The 17,637-nt window shown below is 69.3% G+C and carries 16 protein-coding genes; 12 read left to right on the top strand and 4 right to left on the bottom strand.

Annotated elements, in window-relative coordinates:
- Positions 1–17 precede the first annotated feature (17 nt).
- Positions 18–821 carry a TIGR03084 family metal-binding protein gene (locus tag SALPAC3_RS0100465; RefSeq protein ID WP_018219294.1) on the bottom strand — a complete coding sequence of 268 codons (804 nt, stop codon included), beginning with the start codon at positions 819–821 and terminating at the stop codon, positions 18–20.
- A gap of 338 nt (positions 822–1,159) precedes the next feature.
- Here SALPAC3_RS0100465 and SALPAC3_RS0100460 point away from each other — a divergent pair, with 338 nt between their 5' ends.
- The 5 genes from SALPAC3_RS0100460 to rfbB all read left to right on the top strand — a co-directional run bounded on the left by SALPAC3_RS0100460 (position 1,160) and on the right by rfbB (position 6,124).
- Positions 1,160–2,380: an acyl-CoA dehydrogenase family protein gene (locus SALPAC3_RS0100460; protein ID WP_332308156.1), complete on the top strand. Its 1,221-nt coding sequence runs from the start codon at positions 1,160–1,162 to the stop codon at positions 2,378–2,380.
- 57 nt (positions 2,381–2,437) lie between these two features.
- On the top strand, positions 2,438–2,854 hold the full coding sequence (locus SALPAC3_RS0100455) for an SgcJ/EcaC family oxidoreductase (RefSeq protein ID WP_018219292.1): 417 nt from the start codon (positions 2,438–2,440) through the stop codon (positions 2,852–2,854).
- A 274-nt stretch (positions 2,855–3,128) separates the two neighbouring features.
- A complete protein-coding gene (locus SALPAC3_RS0100450; protein WP_018219291.1) occupies positions 3,129–3,806 on the top strand; it encodes a DUF2306 domain-containing protein in 678 nt (225 codons plus the stop codon).
- Between the two features lie 408 nt (positions 3,807–4,214).
- The gene (gene rfbA / locus SALPAC3_RS0100440; RefSeq protein WP_018219289.1) at positions 4,215–5,075 is read left to right on the top strand and encodes a glucose-1-phosphate thymidylyltransferase RfbA; all 861 of its coding nucleotides are present in this window, start codon (positions 4,215–4,217) and stop codon (positions 5,073–5,075) included.
- 44 nt (positions 5,076–5,119) lie between these two features.
- Complete coding sequence (gene rfbB / locus SALPAC3_RS0100435) at positions 5,120–6,124, top strand: dTDP-glucose 4,6-dehydratase (protein ID WP_018219288.1); 1,005 nt, start codon at positions 5,120–5,122, stop codon at positions 6,122–6,124.
- A gap of 41 nt (positions 6,125–6,165) precedes the next feature.
- On the opposite strand, the gene SALPAC3_RS0100430 is transcribed toward rfbB, so the two are convergent.
- A complete protein-coding gene (locus SALPAC3_RS0100430; RefSeq protein ID WP_018219287.1) occupies positions 6,166–7,047 on the bottom strand; it encodes an SRPBCC family protein in 882 nt (293 codons plus the stop codon).
- Positions 7,040–7,597, bottom strand: coding sequence for an ArsR/SmtB family transcription factor (locus SALPAC3_RS0100425; protein WP_018219286.1), 558 nt, complete (start codon positions 7,595–7,597; stop codon positions 7,040–7,042). The genes SALPAC3_RS0100430 and SALPAC3_RS0100425 overlap by 8 nt, the downstream gene beginning before the upstream one ends.
- Positions 7,598–7,799: 202 nt before the next feature.
- Between SALPAC3_RS0100425 and SALPAC3_RS0100420 the strand changes: the two genes are divergently transcribed.
- The 3 genes from SALPAC3_RS0100420 to SALPAC3_RS0100410 all read left to right on the top strand — a co-directional run bounded on the left by SALPAC3_RS0100420 (position 7,800) and on the right by SALPAC3_RS0100410 (position 10,612).
- The gene (locus SALPAC3_RS0100420; protein ID WP_232430435.1) at positions 7,800–8,540 is read left to right on the top strand and encodes a methyltransferase; all 741 of its coding nucleotides are present in this window, start codon (positions 7,800–7,802) and stop codon (positions 8,538–8,540) included.
- A gap of 239 nt (positions 8,541–8,779) precedes the next feature.
- Positions 8,780–9,532: an SDR family NAD(P)-dependent oxidoreductase gene (locus tag SALPAC3_RS0100415; RefSeq protein WP_018219284.1), complete on the top strand. Its 753-nt coding sequence runs from the start codon at positions 8,780–8,782 to the stop codon at positions 9,530–9,532.
- A gap of 54 nt (positions 9,533–9,586) precedes the next feature.
- A complete protein-coding gene (locus SALPAC3_RS0100410) occupies positions 9,587–10,612 on the top strand; it encodes a phosphotransferase family protein (protein ID WP_018219283.1) in 1,026 nt (341 codons plus the stop codon).
- Between the two features lie 81 nt (positions 10,613–10,693).
- On the opposite strand, the gene SALPAC3_RS0100405 is transcribed toward SALPAC3_RS0100410, so the two are convergent.
- The gene (locus SALPAC3_RS0100405) at positions 10,694–12,226 is read right to left on the bottom strand and encodes a class I SAM-dependent methyltransferase (RefSeq protein ID WP_018219282.1); all 1,533 of its coding nucleotides are present in this window, start codon (positions 12,224–12,226) and stop codon (positions 10,694–10,696) included.
- 195 nt (positions 12,227–12,421) lie between these two features.
- On the opposite strand from SALPAC3_RS0100405, the gene SALPAC3_RS0100400 reads away from it, so the two are divergent.
- The 4 genes from SALPAC3_RS0100400 (at position 12,422) to SALPAC3_RS0100385 (ending at position 17,629) form a co-directional block, all read left to right on the top strand.
- Complete coding sequence (locus SALPAC3_RS0100400) at positions 12,422–13,825, top strand: ABC transporter substrate-binding protein (protein WP_018219281.1); 1,404 nt, start codon at positions 12,422–12,424, stop codon at positions 13,823–13,825.
- Positions 13,826–13,850: 25 nt separating this feature from the next.
- Complete coding sequence (locus SALPAC3_RS0100395) at positions 13,851–15,512, top strand: carboxylesterase/lipase family protein (protein WP_018219280.1); 1,662 nt, start codon at positions 13,851–13,853, stop codon at positions 15,510–15,512.
- A 60-nt stretch (positions 15,513–15,572) separates the two neighbouring features.
- The gene (locus SALPAC3_RS0100390) at positions 15,573–16,163 is read left to right on the top strand and encodes a dihydrofolate reductase family protein (protein WP_018219279.1); all 591 of its coding nucleotides are present in this window, start codon (positions 15,573–15,575) and stop codon (positions 16,161–16,163) included.
- A gap of 98 nt (positions 16,164–16,261) precedes the next feature.
- Positions 16,262–17,629, top strand: coding sequence for an aminotransferase family protein (locus SALPAC3_RS0100385; RefSeq protein WP_026185113.1), 1,368 nt, complete (start codon positions 16,262–16,264; stop codon positions 17,627–17,629).
- The last annotated feature ends 8 nt before the right edge of the window (positions 17,630–17,637 follow it).

Raw genomic sequence — 17,637 nt, 5'->3', positions numbered from 1 at the left:
CACCGGCCGCCGTCCGCTCAGCGACTCCCAACGGCGAACTGCCCTGCGCGCCGGCCCTCGCCGGCGGGGCCACGGTACGCCTGGGCAAGGTCCAGCCAGCCGTCCGCCACGTCACCCGACGCCCGCAACGCCAGGTCGTCTCGGTGGCGACGGCGGGTCACCAGCAGGCAGAGGTCGACGGCTGATCCGGTGATCCGCTGCGCGGAGTCCTCCGGGCCGAAAGTCCAGACCTGGCCCGACGGGGCGGTCAACTCAAACCGAAGCTGCACGTCCGGCACCGCCAGGTTCCGCGACAGGTAACCGAAATCCCAGGTGCGAACGGCGAAGTCCACCAGGTGCCCGACGCGGTCGGTGTACTCCCGTCGGACGCCGAACGCGTCGGCAATGTCCTGTCCATGCGCGAAGGTCTCCATCATGCCGGCCTTGGCCAGCACCGCGGCCGGAAGCGGTCGGACCAGCCACGGGACCATCCGGTCCGGTGGTAGAGCGGCCAGCGCCTGCTCCGCACCGGCGCGCTCCGACCGCCAGCGGGACAGCAGCACCGGCGGCGGCTCGACGAGGAACTCGGCCATCGCCGCCTCGACATTTGCGCTGAAGTCGGCGGAGAGCTGAGAGATGACCTGCTTGAACGCCGTGGCGTTGGAGGCCGCGAGCGCCGCGAGCCGGAAGGTGGCCGCCAGGTGGGCAATCTGGTGGGCCACGGTCCAGCCCGGCGCGGGGGTAGGGGTCGTCCAATGCTCCTCGTCCACGTCGGCAACCAGCCGGTCGATCTCCTCACCTTCGGCGATAAGGTCCGCGGTCACGTTTGCCTGCTGCGTCACGCATGTTCCCCTTTCGTGCGGGCAGACCCCGCCGGCACCGGGATGCCGGTGAGCCTGATCGACGAGGCACCCCTGCCCAAGATCGAAGAATCGGGATAGTTCGAGGATGCGCGAGCCGACCACCGATGTCTTCTCCGTGGTTGCCCCAGTCCGGAGCCCACGGGACGAGACGCACCCTGGTGGACCCGCATTTCTGAAGATGCACCGAGGTCAGGGACGGTGCGAAGGTCGGGGCTGAGCGGCGGGGACCGTCGTGGTGTTCGTGGCGGCCCTCGCACTGGGCTCCGCCGTACCACGCACACCCGCGATCGACCGAGACGCCGGGCAGCAACGCCGCCATGGCCTGTACGGGCACTTCCGACCCGGCAAGGAGGACTCTGTTGGTGACGAAAGTTCCATCCCGCGAGGAGATGATCGACCGTATCTCCCAACTCGCCCCGCAACTTCGTAAGAACGCCACCTGGTCCGACGAGCACCGCCGGCTGCCGGACGACTCTGTCGACGCCCTCGCCGAGGCAGGGGTGTTCCGGATGCGGGTGCCGAAGCGCTACGGCGGTTTCGAGGCCGACACCCGGACCCTGGTGGACGTCACCGCCGAACTCGGTCGGGCCGACGGCTCGCTGTCCTGGGTTGCCTCGGTGTACTCCATTCCCACCTGGATGGTCGGCCTCTTTCCGGACGAGGTCCAGGACGAGGTGTTCGCCAAGCCGAACGTACGCGTCTGCGGAACGTTGAGCCCCAGCGCCATGGCGGCGCCCGCCGACGGCGGCATCGTGGTCAACGGCCGGTGGGGCTTCATGAGCGGCGCCGCGCACAGCGACTGGCAGGAGATCGTGGCCGTGCTGGTCGCGCCCGACCAGGAACCGCTGCCCGTGATGGCGCTGGTGCCGATGTCGGAGCTTCAGGTCGTTGACGACTGGCACACGTCCGGTCTACGGGGCACGGGCAGCGTCAGCACGATCGCCCAGGACGTCTTCGTGCCGCAAGCCCGGGTACTGCCACTACCGGCGGTCCTGCAGGGTCAGTCCGCCTCGCAACGCAATGCCGACTCCCCGATGTACCGGGCACCGCTGCTGCCGGTCGCGTCGGCCTCCTCGGTCGGCACCCTCGTCGGACTGAGCCGCGCCGCCCGCGAGGCGTTCCTCGATCGACTGCCCGAACGAAAAATCACCTACACCAACTACGCCCATCAGGCTGAAGCCACGGTGACCCATCTCCAGGTCGCGGATGCCGCGATGCGGGGCGACGAGGCCGAGTTCCACGCTCACCGACTTGCCGCGCTGGTAGACGGCAAGTGCGCCGACGGATCCGCCTGGACGCTGGAGGAGCGCTGCCGGGCCCGGGCCGACATGGGCGCGGTGGTGACGCGGGCGAAAGAGTCGGTGGACATCCTCAGCACCGGCAGTGGCGGGTCATCCATCTACGACGGGGTACCGATCCAGCGGATCCAGCGCGATGTGCACGCCGCTCACCTGCACGCACTCATGCACCCGAACACCAACGCGGAGCTGTACGGCCGCGTGTTGTGCGGCCAGGAGCCCAACACCCTCTACCTCTGACTGCCCGGCCCGCCGGCCGGTCCAGCCGGCGGGCCGTCACGGAAAGCGAGACAGCAGATGACCAGTGGCACCTCCACCATGCCCTCTGACGGCGCCGTCGACCCAGCGGAGATCGCCCAGCTCCCCCAGCGCATGATCGAGGCCTGGGCCGCGCACGACGCAGACCGCTTCGCCGACCTCTTCGTCGAGGACGGCACGCTAATCCTGCCGGGCCGTTTCCAGCAGGGCCGCGAGGCGGTCCGGTCCTTCATGGCGGCCGCCTTCCAGGGCGTCTACCAGGGCACCCGGGTCACCGGGAAGCCGATCGCCATCAAGCCCCTCGGTCCGGGAGCCGTCGCGCTGATCACCGAGGGTGGGGTGATACCGGCCGGCGCCGAGGAGTTGCCCGCCTCAGCCGCCATCCGGGCCAGTTGGATCCTGGTCCGCCAGGAGGAGGGTTGGCGCCTCGCGCTGTACCAGAACTGTCCCCGGTGACCCGGCGGCGACGAGCTGGCCTGGCGAGGAGAGCCGCCGGCTGATGCTCCGGCCGGCGGTCGGCGCAGCTGGCTCGCCAGCTCAGTAGGACGACGCCGAGGGACAGGACGGCACCCGGCGCCCGGCGTTCACCGGGCTGACCACCCCTTCGATCACGGTCCGAAGCACCGTTCGAACCGCGATGTCATCCCTGATGGACCGCAATTTGAAGGATGCGGTGCGATCACGACCGACATGAAGATGAGCCGGCATCCCGTCTCGCAAGGAGCATTACATGGTGCAGGCTCAACCACCAGTTACCGTGTCCACACCGTTGCGGTCCGCGCCTCCGTGGCAGCCGGTCGCGGTGGCGCTGATAGTCCTGGGAACAGTCTGGTTCCTGTCCTTCACCCTGCCGCTGTTCATTCCCCGCATCTTCGATCCGACCATCGCGCCGGTACGGGTACTGCACGGAGGCTTCGGCATCCTGGCACTCGTCACCGCGGTGCTGCAGATCTTGCCCGGTATCCGCCGCCGGTACCCCCGGTTCCACCGGTGGAACGGCCGGGTCTACCTGGTCGGTGGTGTGCTGCCCAGCGCACTGCTGCTGGTCGCCGTCCTGTTCGCCCTGCGAAACCCGCAGAACACCGCCGATTTCTTCTGGTGCGTGGTCTGGCTGGTGGTCAGCGGGATCGCGTGGCGAGCGGTGCGGCAACGCGACTACGCCAAGCACCGCCGGTACATGGCCTACAGCGTGGCGATCACCCTCGTCGCGGTCACCAACGCCGGGCTGGTCGTGGTTGCTCCCCAGATCTCGGCTGTCGTAAGCCCGCCGGTCCTGTACGACGCGCTGCACTGGTTCCCCTGGGTGACGCACCTCGCCATCGCACACTGGCTGGTAACCCACTACGGCGCGACACCCTATCCGGCCAGGCGCAGGCAGATCGCTGAGGCTTCCACCGTACCCGCCTGACCCCGTCGCACAGATCGTTCGCCCCCTCGCCGCGCCCCGTACCGCGCGAGGTGATCTCACCGATCACCGCCCTGCGGAAAGGGGCGCTGACCGCAGCCCAGGTGCCCCTGCCTGGGCTGCGGTCGTGTATCCGGCTGGCCGGGCCTGGCCAGCCGGTGCAGCCGTGGGACATCGGACGACGAGCAGCCTTGGAGATGACGGGCCGGCGCGGACCGGCGCATGCTGGGTGGGCGGAGGCGCCCAAGCTGACAACCGCGGCGGCGAACGCCACCGAGCACGACGTCCCGCCGGCACGGCCGGCCGCTACCCGGTTCGGATCAGCCCGCTGACACGTCCCCTTTGCCGCCCCAGCGCAAGGAGCCCACCTTGGCACCCAGTCGCCTTCACGCGGACCAGCACGCCGCACCGATGCGAGGAATCCTGCTCGCCGGTGGCACCGGAAGGAGACTACGACCGATCACCACGTCGGTCTCCAAGCACCTGCTGCCAGTCTACGACAAGCCGATGATCTTCTATCCACTGTCCACCCTGGTAAGCCTCGGGATCCGCGAGATCCTTCTGGTCACCACACCGGTGGACCGGCCACTGTTCCAGCGGTTGCTGGGCGACGGCTCCCAGTGGGGGCTGCGCCTGGAGTATGTCGCGCAGCCCCGACCGGAGGGGATCGCACAGGCGCTGGTGCTGGGCGAGGACTTCCTGGGCGGCATGAGCTCCGCGTTGGTCCTCGGGGACAACCTGTTCCACGGCATGGATTTCGCGGCGTGGGCCCGGTCCGGGGTGGAGTTGACCGGTGGCCACATCTTCGCCTACCCGGTGGATCAACCATCGGACTACGGGGTCGTCGAGTTCAGCTCCGACGGTCGCGTGCGCTCGCTGCAGGAGAAACCGGCCCGGCCGAGATCGCGGTACGCCGTACCGGGTCTCTACTTCTACGACACCGAGGTCGCCAAGATCGCGCGGGGTATGCGTCCGAGCGCCCGCGGCGAGCTGGAGATCACCGCCGTGAACGAGTACTACCTGCGCGAGCGGACGCTACGAGTCACGGTGATGGATCGTGGCTCGGTGTGGTTGGACACGGGAACGGTCGCCGACATGGCGCGGGCCACCGAGTACGTACGGGTCGTCGACGAGCGGCACGGCATCAAGATCGGATGCATTGAGGAGACCGCCTGGCGCGCGGGGTTCATCGACGACACGCAGCTGAGGCTGCTCGCACAACCGCTACTCGGCAGTGGTTACGGCGAGTACCTGCTGCGCCTGTTGGACTAGCGGCGGCTCGGCCAGCAGCCGAGACTGACGAAGGGGAACACGGAATGCGGATTCTGGTCACCGGCGGTGCGGGCTTCATCGGTTCGTGTCTCGTCCGAATGGCGCTACGGGGCGAGCTACCAGGTCTGGAGGACGCTCGGATCACCGTTTTGGACGCCCTCACCTACTCCGGTAATCGGGCGAACCTCGACCCGGTCCTGGGGCACGCCCGGCTCACACTCGTCCACGGCGACATCTGCGACGCCGATCTGGTCGATGCCCTGCTGCCCGGGCACGACGCGGTCGTCCATCTCGCGGCTGAGACGCACGTCGACCGTTCGATCGACGGTGGCACCGCCTTCGTCCGGACCAACGTGCTCGGCACCAGCGTGCTGCTGGAGGCGGCGCTGCGGCACGGCGTTGCCCGCTTCGTCCACGTCTCCACCGACGAGGTGTACGGCTCGATCGAGGTGGGCGCCTGGGACGAAGACTGTTCGGTACGGCCGAACTCGCCGTACTCGGCCAGCAAGGCGGGCGCCGATGTGCTGGCCATGGCCTATCACCACACCCACGAACTACCCGTGATCATCACCCGGGGCTCGAACACCTACGGTCCCTACCAGTTCCCGGAGAAGATCATCCCGCTCTTCGTGACAAACCTGTTGGACGGCCTGACCGTGCCGGTGTATGGCGACGGCGAGAACGTGCGGGACTGGCTGCACGTGACGGACCACTGTCGTGGTATCGCCCTCGCGCTCACCGGTGGACGTCCCGGCCGCGTCTACCACGTCGGCGGCGGCACCGAGATCACCAACAACGAACTCGCCGCGCTGCTGATCCAGGCGTGCGGGGCGAACAGCGACCTGATCCAGCATGTCACCGACCGCCGGGGCCACGACCGCCGGTACGCATTGGACATCTCCCGAATCACCGCCGAACTCGGATACCGGCCACGGGTGCCGTTCCGGAACGGCATCCGGACGACGGTCGAGTGGTACCGCGCGCATCGCGCGTGGTGGCAGCCACTGCGCCGCCGCATGGAGCAGGAGGCGCTGATGACCGGCCGCTGAGGGCACCAGGCCGACCGGCGGGGCGACGTGGGGCCCGCGGTTCACCCGATGGTCAGGATGCCCTCGGGCGCGTTGTTGAGCCGAACTTCGAGCCACATCGGCTGCCAGCAGCTGAGCCCGTGGTAACGACGCAGTTCCGCGATGCCGCCCAACCAGCCCATCCAGGCGCTGTACGGCGGGTCGTCCGCGGCGAAGCCACTCTGCACGATGGTCAACCGGGTCTGGCCCTCGGAGTCCGCCAGTTCCCACGACGTGACCAGCCCGTTGTCCCAGGCGAGCGAGAGTCGCGCCGCCGGCTCGAGATCGATGATCTGGGCGGGGGTCGGGTCGGCCTCGTACCCACCCATCGCCCACCGCCCGCCGACCTCCGGCTCGAGCTCGACCCGGGCGCCGAACCAACGGGCGAACTGGGCCGGCTCGACCAACGAGTCGAACACCTCATCGGGCGGGGCGTCCAGCAGCACCTCTGCCCGCATCTCGGTGCTGGTGAAGTCGCACTTCGGGGTCAACTCGCGTCCCTCGACGTACTCCACCAGGTTGGCGATCGACAGCGCCCAGAAGGTATGCACCCGGCTCAGCGTGCCGACCTCGGCCACCATCTCCTCGAAGTTGGGCAGGTCGGTCTGGGTCACGGTCAGGACGGTGGCGTCCGAGCCGTCTTCGGCGAGGCCGAACTCGACGGTGGTGTCGGTGTCGTCCAGTCGCCACTCGAACCGCAGCGAGTGGTCGTCGACGTGCAGCAGCCGCTGGTGTGGCGCGTCGCCCTCCGGGGTGAACCGTCCCCAGAACTCGAACCGCTCGGGCAGCCGCACGTCGACATGCTCCGCCAGCCAGACGCGCAACGCCCCGGGATCGGTCAGCACCTGCCGCACCCGGGCGACAGGTGCCGGCACTCGAACCCGGTGCACCAGCAGATCACTCATCCTGGCCTACCTCCGGATAACACGCGACCACCAGATTGAACGGCTCCCCCTCTGAACCACCGTAGCGGGTGAACAGCTCCTGGAGCGTGGACGTGAGGTCATCCAGGAACTCCTGCCGGCGATCTGGCCGGACGCGGATCCGGCCGGAGATGCCGATGGAGGACGCTTCGGCCGTCGCGGGGCGGAGTGCCGCCACGTCCGCCTGGACCTTCTCCACCAGGTCGAGCAGGTAGCCGAGGCTCAGCTCGTCCCGGCCGACACTGCCACCGATCCGGCCGACGAGCCGCGGCGAGAGCCAGTACGAACGAGCGGTGGCCTGGTAGATGCCCTCGATGATGCCCCGCACCCGGCGCTCGGCGACCTGACTGACCAGACCCGCCTCCTGCAGGCGCTTGACGTGGTAGTAGACCCGCTGCGGGGTCTGGCCGAGGGAGGCCGCCACCTCCGTACACGAACGCGGCTCACCGAGGAGCCGCAGCACGTCGATGCGCTGCGGTTTGAGCAGCGCCTCCGCCTGGGAGATCTCGTCGAGATACAGGACATCCAGCATTTCAAAATATCTTTGAACGTCGTGCCACCTTTTGTCAATCGCAGGCACGTACGCCCGGGAGCCACATCCCACCGGATCAGGAGAGCACACCGGAAGTTGTCCGGCCGGTCACACCCTTCCATACTCCGGATCAGGTGCCCGAGCCGCCGGCGCGTGCCCGGCCGGGCCGGGACACACCCGCCGCCGGCCAAGCGGAAGGACGATGATGAATCAGCTCGGCTACGTCATGGGTCGACAGACCGTACAGGCACTACAGGACGGCCAGGACAGCACCTTCACCCTGCTGGACCGGGAGTGGGACCAGCTCGGCGCCGTGTTCGGCGGCGACATCATGCACGCCACCGCCTTCTTCACCAGCTCGCTGCCGCTGGACGGGGGCGCCGCCTTCCTGGAGATGGGCTGCGGCAGCGGCATCACCGCCGTCACCGCCGCGCTGGCCGGTTGCGCTCCGGTGGTCGCCGCCGATGTCAATCCGGCCGCCGCGAAGAACGTGCGGCTCAACGCCGAGCGACACGGCGTCGGGGACCGGGTCGATGCGGTGACCAGCTATCTGTTCCGCCAGCTCGATCCCGACCGCCGGTTCGACATCATCTACTGGAACTCCAACTTCATCGAGGGACCCACGCTGGACGGCGAGCAGTCGTACGTCGAGGCGGCCGTGCTCGACCCAGGCTACCGCGCCCACCGCGAGTTCTTCGCCGAGGCGCCGAAGTACCTGGCCCGGGATGGTTCGATCTTCCTCGGGTTCAGCGAGATGGTGGGCAACCGGTCACTGCTCGAAGAGTTCGCGGACGCCGCGGGCCTGAACTGCGAGGCGTACCGCCAACAGAGCTTCGACGTGCCGTACGAGCAGTTCGGCCCGGATCCGGAGTACGCCGCGCACGCCGACGACGCCGGACTGCTCCACCCGGACTTCACCCTGCTGAGGTTCCGCCGCCGCTGAACGTACGCCCGAGATTCTTGACAAACTAGATTTTTACGTACAGTATCCTCCTCGGAAGGTATCCGAACTGCGCCCTGGACGGCGCACCGCGTCGTTGGCGCGCACGACCGCCTCCCCGGCGGCCACGCCTTGCGCGGCAGCCACTGCCGCCGGGGCGTCGGCCCCGACCCCGCCCCTCCGGGAGTCGGCGGCCGTTGGCTCCCGCGCCGACGACCGCTACCGGAGGGGTGGTGCGGGCAATGTTGCTCCAAGACAAAGTGGCGGTCGTATACGGCGCAGGTGGGCCGATCGGGCAGGCCATCGCCCGCGGCTTCGCCGGCCAGGGCGCCCGGATTCACCTAGCCGGACGGACGCCGGCGAAGCTCGACGTGGCGGCCGACGCGATCCGCGGCGACGGCGGAGCGGTGGCCACAGCCCGTGTCGACGCCCTCGACGAGAAGTCGGTCGCGGACTTCGTGGAGAATGTCGTCAAGAAAGACGGCAGGCTGGACATCTCGGTCAACGTGATCGGCTACCAGGACATCCACAAGCCACTGCTGGAGATCTCGACGGAGGAGTTCCTTCAGCCCATCGTCAATGCGACGCGCACCCAGTTCCTCACCACCCGGGCGGCGGTGCCGCACATGATCCGCAACGGGTCGGGGGCGGTGCTCACCTTCGGGGGCTCGGGTAACGGCATGTCCGGCCTGGGCGGTTTCAAGATCGCCCTGGATGCCGTGGAGGCCCTCCGCCGGCAGTGGGCGCAGGAGCTGGGCGCCCACGGCATCCGACTGATCACCCTACGGACGGGCGGCATCCCGGAATCGCTGCCCGACTCCCTGCCCGAGGACGAGCGCCGGGAGATCACGTCGATGATCGACGGCGCCACCCTGCTCAGGCGCTCCGCGACCTTGGCGGACGTGGGCAACATCGCGGCGTTCGCCGCGTCTGACCTGGCCCGCCCGATCACGGGCACCGAGATCAACATGACCTGCGGCGCGGTGCTCGAGTAGACGCACCAGACACCGCCATGGTCCGTTCGCGGTACAACAACATGAGGTGACGGCATGACTCCTGACTACGGCACGGCCGTGTGGTCCACCGAGCGGTGGCAGGCCTCCGCGGTCGAATGGGCCGAGTCCCAACTCCGGGTGGCCGGCATCCGACGCACCGGACCGGCAACCCAACCGCACTTGCGCCCGTGGGGCACCGTCCTGCAGATCCCGACCTCCGGTGGTACGTACTGGCTCAAGGCACCCGGGCCGCAGACCACCTTCGAGATCGGCCTCTACGAGGTCTTCTCCGAACTCTGCCCCGACCAGACGCTGACCGCGCTGGCCGCCGACGCCCGCCGCGGCCTGCTCCTACTGCCCGACGGCGGACCGGTGCTCGGCGACCGACTACAGGGCGAGGATCTCATCCGGGCGCTGACGGAGGCCCTGCCGCGATACGCCCGCCTACAGCGCGACCTGAGCGCACACGTACCCCGACTGCTGGAGGTCGGCGTGGCCGACATGCGGCCGGAGCGCATGCCGGAGCGTCTTTCGGAGGCCCTGCGTACGGTGGGCGCCTACACCGAGCAGTACGGCGAACCGGCCGACCGGCAGGCACTCGCCGACATAGCCGCGATGCGGGACCAGTTCGGTTCCTGGTGTGCCGAACTGGCGGACAGCCAGGTGCCGGCCAGTCTCGATCACGGCGACCTGCACCCGTGGAACATATTCGAGTCCACGGCGACCGTAGGCGGCCGAACGGCGTTCTACGACTGGGGCGACAGCGTGGTCACCCACCCGTTCGCCAGCATGCTGGTCGGCATCGGCATAGTGCGGCAGTTCCTCGAGGTTGGTGACGACGATCCGGCGGTGCTGCGGGTCCGGGACGCCTACCTGGACGCCTACTCCGACCTGGCCCCACGGGAGACGCTGCTCCGAGAGCTGGACCTGGCCTGCCGGCTGGCGAAGGTGAGCCGGGCACTGACCTGGGACAGGTCCCTGCAGGCACAGGGGTATGCCGAGGCCGGCGCCTTCGGTCGGGCACCGCTGGACTCACTCAGGTCACTGCTCACCGCCTCGCCCTTCCAACTCGCCGCCTGACGGCGAACCGGACGCGGAGGTGCTCTCGGCCCGCCCGCCTCTCGTCCTACCGGTCGGTGGGCGGGAGGAACACCACTGCGCTCAACCAACCCGTTCGGCGGTCATGATGATGAAGGATCCGGGTGTCCACTCGTCCCGGATCCTCATCCCCGCCGCGGCGATCCACCGCCGGACATCCGCGTGGTCGAACAGGTGCAGCCCGGCCGCGTGCTGCGGAAAGTGGTGCCGACCGACGAAGTATCGGTAGACCGGGTCGTCCGAGTTGCCGAACGTGAGCAAGGTGAAAGTTCCACCTCGCCGTAGACATCGGCCTACCTCGGCGATGGCCGCCGGCGCCTGCGCGGGGAACGCCTGCAGCGCGTTCCAGCACAGCACCGCGCCGAGCGTCGCGTCGCCGAACGGCAACATGTCCGCGCCGGTCAGGACCGCCGGCACCGCGGGCAGCCGTTCGCGCAGGGCGGCCAGCATCGGCAGGCCGAGATCGAGGGCGATGACGCGCTCCGCGCCGACCGCCTGCGCCAGCACCGAGGTCCAGCGGCCGGCCCCGGCGGCGAGATCGAGGACCGGGCCCTCCACCGGGCGTACGTGCTCGCTGATGTGGGCGTCCTCGATCTCCGGCGTCACCCGGGCGTCCCAGTTCGCCCCGCACAGGCGCAGGAAGTTCGGTCGGGCGTACGTCTCGTAGAAGTAGCCCATCGTGGGCATCTCGGCGAGCTTGAACAGGAAGTCGTCGGAGCGGTCGACATCGGTGCCCGTACCGGTCAGGTCGAGGATGCCGCCGGGAGCCGGGTAGCTGCGACCGCAACCGACACAGGACAGTGACGTGGCCCGCTGCGTCAGTTGGCCGTGGCAGTGCGGGCAGCGCAGGGCGTCGAGGTGCGGCGCGAACAACGGCGCGTCGGCCGGTGCCGGCGGAGTCCCCCCGGCGCGAGCGGACGCCGGGGCGGGAACGAAGGGTACCGGTGCCCCGTTCAGGACCGCCCAGTACGCCTTGGCGCCGAGATGGCCAAGCACCGTCTCGGTGTCGTTCGTCCAGTGCAGTTGGGCCTCCGCCGGCGTCAGCCGGCCGATCCAGTCCCGGTCGAAGGCGCGCTCGTCCTCGTCGAGCTCCCATGCCTCCGGGTAGGGAAACGCCCGGCCCACGTCAGGTCGGGCCGGGTCCAGGCGCTGCAGGGCTCGGTCCAGTCTCGACGCGTCGTCCGGGTCGAGGCCGGTGGCGGCGCCGAGCACCGGGTCACGGCGGTCCGGGAAGTGGGCCAGCAGATAGAGCAGTGCGAGGTATCGGGGCTGGCCAGGGGTGCTGCGCGTCCACTGGTCGAGGTAACTGTCGAACCCCTCGGCCACCACGTGACGTACCTCGGTCGCATCGGTGCCGCCGCCGGCTTCGAGGAGCAGACCGAACAGGATCGCGACCCTGCCCTGACGGTCGTCGTCGAGGTCGGGCAGGAGCTCGACCAGGCGGCGGGTGAGCGGTACCGCGCCAGGGCGCACCGCACCGTCGGCCCAGGCCCTCTCGACAAGCCGGACGAAGCAGGATGCGAGCTCGTCGCGGGATGCATCGACGAAGTCGTCGACCAGGTCGTCGTTCGCCGTGAAGGTCTCGGATCGAAGCATGGCAAGCCTTTCCAACAGGGGCCGGTCCGGACCGCCGGCGTCCTTCACTCTCGGCACCGTGCCGTCGCGGACGCATCTCCTGGCATGCGCTACGGCCGGTTCACGCACCGCACGGAGGGAGATGCCCGGCCCATTACCGGCTGAGAACCTGGGGCAGTTGGCCCCACGCGCGCCCGGCGACAGGGAGACGATCACATGAGCAGCACGACGGTCCTCGACATCTGGGTGTCGGACCTGACCTTTCCCGGCTACATGGACTGGTGGACCCGCAAGGCCGCGGAGTTCGAGCAGGCCCATCCGCGTTACACGGTCGCGCTACGCGGCCTGGACTTCTTCACCGGCCCCCAGCAGGTCGCGCGGGCGGTCGCCGAGGGCCGCGGTCCCGCGATCGCGGAGTACTACTTCTACCTGAGTCAGGCGGCGCGCGACACCCGGGCCCCGGACGGAAGCCCGCAGTGGACTTCGGTCCAGCGGGCGATAGACGGCCGGGACGAGATCCTCGGCGAGCCTGTGGTGATCGACGACATCGTGCCGGCGGCACGCGACTACTACACGCTGCGGGACGACCTGACGTCCATGCCCTCGATCGTCACGACGAGTCTGCTGTACGCGAACACCGACCTGCTGGAGCGGGCCGGCCTGACCCGGCTGCCGGCCACGTGGAAGGAGGTGGAGGCGGCCTGCGCGGCGCTGACCGAACTCGACGGCGGGCCGTCGCACGGCATCACCTGGTCCAACCACGGCATGTTCTTCCAACAGGCACTGGCCAGCCAGGGCGGGCGGCTGACCGACAATGCCAACGGGCGGGCCGGTCGAGCCCGACAGATCGACCTTCGCTCCCCGGAGATGCTCCGCTGGGTCAACTGGTGGCGTCAGCTGCACGACGCCGGCCACTACCTGCACACCGGGGGGATCCCGGACTGGCAGGGCACCTTCCAGGCATTCGCCGACCGCCGGACCGGCCTGCGGATCAGCTCCTCCAACGACGTCAGCTACATGGCCGAGGCAGCTCGGGCCCAGGGTATCGGCCTCGTGGCCGGCCCGTTCCCCCGCCAGGAGGAGATGCCGTTCGTCGGCAACGCCATCGCCGGCAGCTCGTTCTGGCTGGCGGACCGGCTGGATCCGGTCACCCGGGACGGGGCACTGGCCTTCCTGCAGTTCGTTCACAACCCGCGCAACGCCGCCGAGCGGCACCGGGTGAGCAGCTTCCTGCCGCTCACCCACTCCGCCTTCGACCTGCTGGAGCAGGAGGGCTGGTTCGACCAGCACCCGTACCACCGCGCCGCCACGGATGCCCTCCGGCTGCATCCCGAGACCGGGCACGAGGTGTGGCCGCCGTCGCACGGTGCCCAGTTCGGTGAGTTCGCCCGAGCCCAGGACCTCATGACCCGGGCCATGCGCGACGTGCTGCACGGCGCCGATGCCGAGGAGCGGTTCGCCGCGGCCAGCGACGCCGCGCAGCAGCTGCTCGACGCGTACAACACAGCAGTCGAGTCCGGTTCTCCGGTCACGCCGGAGGCATTGCGGATCGAGTACTTCACCGGCGCCGAGAGCTACTCCGGCACCGACCTCGAGAACGTCGTGCGCCTCAACCGCTGATGCCCAAGGCGACTGGAAGGATCCCATGACACGCCTGTCCGCCCTCCGACGACTGTGGTCACCCCGCCGCCAGCTGGCGGCCGTGCTGGCGACCGCCGCGCTGGTCGTCGCACCGCTGTCGGTACCCACCGCACAGGCCCGGGGTGGCGATCCCGCCCTGGTCCGCACCGAATCCGGAGTGGTGCGCGGCACCGTCACCGAGACCCGTCGCGAGTTCCTCGGCATTCCGTACGCGGCACCGCCCGTCGGTGAACTGCGCTGGGCCTCGCCGCGGCCGGTCACCCCCTGGAACACCCCCCGGGACGCCACCCGGCCCGGGCAGCGGTGCACACAGTTGCCGCTCCCGCCGTATCTCAGCGGGGAGAGCGAGGACTGCCTCTTCCTCAACGTGACCACCCCCCGCCGACCGGGCGGACCGAAGCCGGTCATGCTCTGGTTCCACCCTGGCGGGTTCACCGGCGGCTCCGGAACAGAGACGACGCCCACCCGGCTGGCCGTGCAGGGCGATGTCATCGTGGTAACCATCAACTACCGGGTCGGCGTACTCGGTTTCCTCACCCTCCCGGAACTCGACGGGGGTGGGGCACGGCACCGCTCCGGCAACTTCGGCGTGGAGGACCAGCAGGCCGCGCTGCGGTGGGTACGTCGCAACGCCGCCGCGTTCGGCGGGGATCCGCGCAACGTCACCATCTTCGGGCAGTGGTCGGGAGGACGCAGCGTCTGTGTCCAACTGGCGGCACCGGGTGCGGCCGGGCTGTTCCATCGCGCGATCACCATGAGCAATCCGTGCACCCTCAACGACGTGCCGAAGCCGGACGGCTCGCTGGACCCACAGCCACTCGGGCTGCCACGCCCACGGGCCGAGGCAGAGGCCCGCGGGCGCGAGTTCGCCGCCTCGGTGGGCTGCGTCGACCCGGCCACGGTGTCCGCCTGCCTACGAGCCAAGCCCGCCGACGAGCTGCTGGGCAAGGCGGAGTACCTCGTCTTCACGCCGGTCTTCGGCGGCGGTGGGGTACTCCCGGTCGACCCCGTCAGCGCGATCCGGGCCGGGCGTACTGCCCGGGTCCCGATGATGCTGGGTGTGAACCGAGACGCCTACCGCACCTCGGACGCCTTCCTTGAGGCATACGGCTTTCCGCCGCTGACACCCGAGGGCTACGTGCAGCGGGTCCGCAACCTCGTCGGCGCCGCCGATGAGCAGAAGGTGCTGGAGCGCTACCCGCTGGACCGGTACGGCGTTCCCAGCGTGGCGTGGTCGGCCCTGGCCACCGACGCGTTGCTCGCCCGCCCGTTGACGGACACCGTCGACCTGCTCGTCCGCCACCGCGTCCCCACCTACACGTACGAGTTCGCGGATCCCGACGCGCCCTGGTACGCCAACACCCCGCTGCCGAGCTTCCCGACCGGCTCGTTCCAGGACTCCGAGGTGCAGTACCTCTTCGACACCACGTACTTCGCCGGACGGCAGCTGACCCCAGCGCAGCGCCAGCTGTCCGACACGATGATCGCCTATTGGGCGCGCTTCGCCCGCACCGGTAATCCGAACGGTCCGGGCCTCCCCCGCTGGCCGCGCAGTCACCGGGGCGCCGACACCGCGCAGCAGTTGGCGCCGGGGCCGGACGGTATCCGTCAGGTCCCCTTCCGGCAAGACCACTCCGTCGACTTCTGGCGGGACCTGCTGCCCTGACCCGGTCCGGCTGTCGCGTGGCGTACCGCCGCGCGACAGCCGTGGGGAGAAAGAGACCACATGCGCAAGGTGATCGTCCAGATGTCGGTGTCCCTGGACGGCTTCGTCGCTACCACCGACCATGACCTGGAGTGGATCTTCCCGCAGTTCGACGATGCCACCCTGGCGTGGGTCAGGGAGACGATTCAGGAGACGGACACCCAGCTCATCGGTCGGGTGAACTACCTGGAGCAGGCGGCACACTGGCCGCGGTCGACCGAAGGTCTCGCCCCCCTGCTCAATGCGGCCGAGAAGATCGTCTTCTCGCGGACACTCGAGCGGCTGTCCTGGCGCAACTCCCGGTTGGCCACGGGCGATCCGGCCACGGAGATCGCGCGGCTGAAGCGGCTGCCGGGCAGGCATGTGCTGGTGCCCGGCGGGGCGGGCTTCGTCCGTGGTCTCGTGGACGCCGGTCTGGTGGACGAGTACCGGTTGATAGTTCATCCGGTCGCCCTCGGCGCCGGGCTGGCTATCTTCCCGCGCCGGCTGAAGCTACGTCTGATCGACCAGGTCCGCTTCGCCACCGGCGCGGTCGCCCTGACGCTACGTCCGGCCGACCGAGACCATAATGGACAGCTTAGTCGGGAATCTTCTGCCGAAGATCCCTTATAGCGCATTTGAGGAGACGCTTTCGCCTTCGTCCCGTACGACGATGAACGAGCAGCCGATCCGGCTGCAACCTCACCAGGCGAATGCGAGAGGGGCTCGTCGTGACCACGGCAGAAACGCAGACGACACCCGCGATGTCGGCGAACCCGCTGGAGGATCTGGACCGGCGGCATCTGGTGCACCCCCACCAGTCCAAGGCAGACACCGAGCGCACCGTCATCGTCAGCGGGACGGGTTGCACCGTTCGGGACACCCGCGGGCGTGACTTCCTCGACGTTTCGGGCGCCGGCAACTGGGCCTGCCAGATCGGGTACGGCCGCACCGAGGTGGTGGAGGCCGGCGCCGAGCAGTTGCGCGACCTCGCGTACTTCTCCGGCTTCTTCGGCTTCTCCAACGACAAGTCGGTCCGACTGGCCGAACGGCTGGCAGCGTTGGCGCCGGACGACATGAACCGGGTCTTCTTCACCGGTAGCGGGTCCGAGGGGGTGGAGACAGCCATCAAGGCCGCGCGGCTGTACCACCATCACCGCGGCGAGCCGGACCGCACCTGGATCATCTCCCGCAGTCTGGCCTACCACGGCGCCACCTACGGCAGCGGGACCACCACCGGATTCCCGCCCATGCAGGAGGGGGTGGGCCCCAATCTGCCGCACGTGGCGAAGGTTTCCCCGCCGTATCCGTACCGGGCCGAGGAGATGTACGGCGGTGAGGATCCCACCGACTTCCTGATCCGGGAACTGGAGACCACCATCCAGGAGCTGGGTCCGGGGCGAGTGGCAGCCATGATCGGCGAGCCGGTGATGGGCGGCGGAGGGATCCTCGTCCCGCCCGCCGACTACTGGCCGCGGGTACGGGAACTACTCAACCAGCACGGGATCCTGCTGATCGCCGACGAGGTGGTGACGGCGTTCGGCCGTACCGGCGCGTGGCTGGACTCCCCCGGCCGCGGGATGGCACCGGACATCATCGTCACGGCGAAGGGCCTCACCAGCGGTTACGCACCCCTGGGCGCGGTCCTGTTCCGAGACACGGTCGCCGAGACGGCGGCGGCCGACTACTTCTTCCACGGCCACACCTACTCCGCGCACCCGACCTGCTGCGCGGTGGCCCTGGCCAACCTCGAGGTGCTGGAGAAGGAGGGTCTCATCGACCAGGCGCACCTGGTGGCCGAGTGGTTCCGCGAGGACCTGCCCGCGCTGCTCGAGCTGCCGATGGTCGGCGACATCCGGATCGAGGGGGCGACGGCGGGCATCGAGCTCGTCGCCGGCCCGAACGACCGTACTCCCGTCATGGCCGGCGCGGTCACTGCCGAGATGCGCCACGCGCACCGGATCATCCTCCGTGAGTACGGCCCCACGGTCGTCCTGTCGCCGCCCCTGGTGATCAGTCGCGAGGAGGTCCGCCGGACGACCGAAGCACTCTCCGACGTGATCTCGCGGCTGCGGCCCGACGGCACCGTCGGTAGGTAGACCCGCCC

It is taken from the genome of Salinispora pacifica DSM 45544 (assembly GCF_000378845.1).
GTDB lineage: Bacteria > Actinomycetota > Actinomycetes > Mycobacteriales > Micromonosporaceae > Micromonospora > Micromonospora pacifica.
The sequence above is the reverse complement of the archived record's forward strand: the minus strand, read 5'-3'. Positions and strand labels throughout refer to the sequence as shown.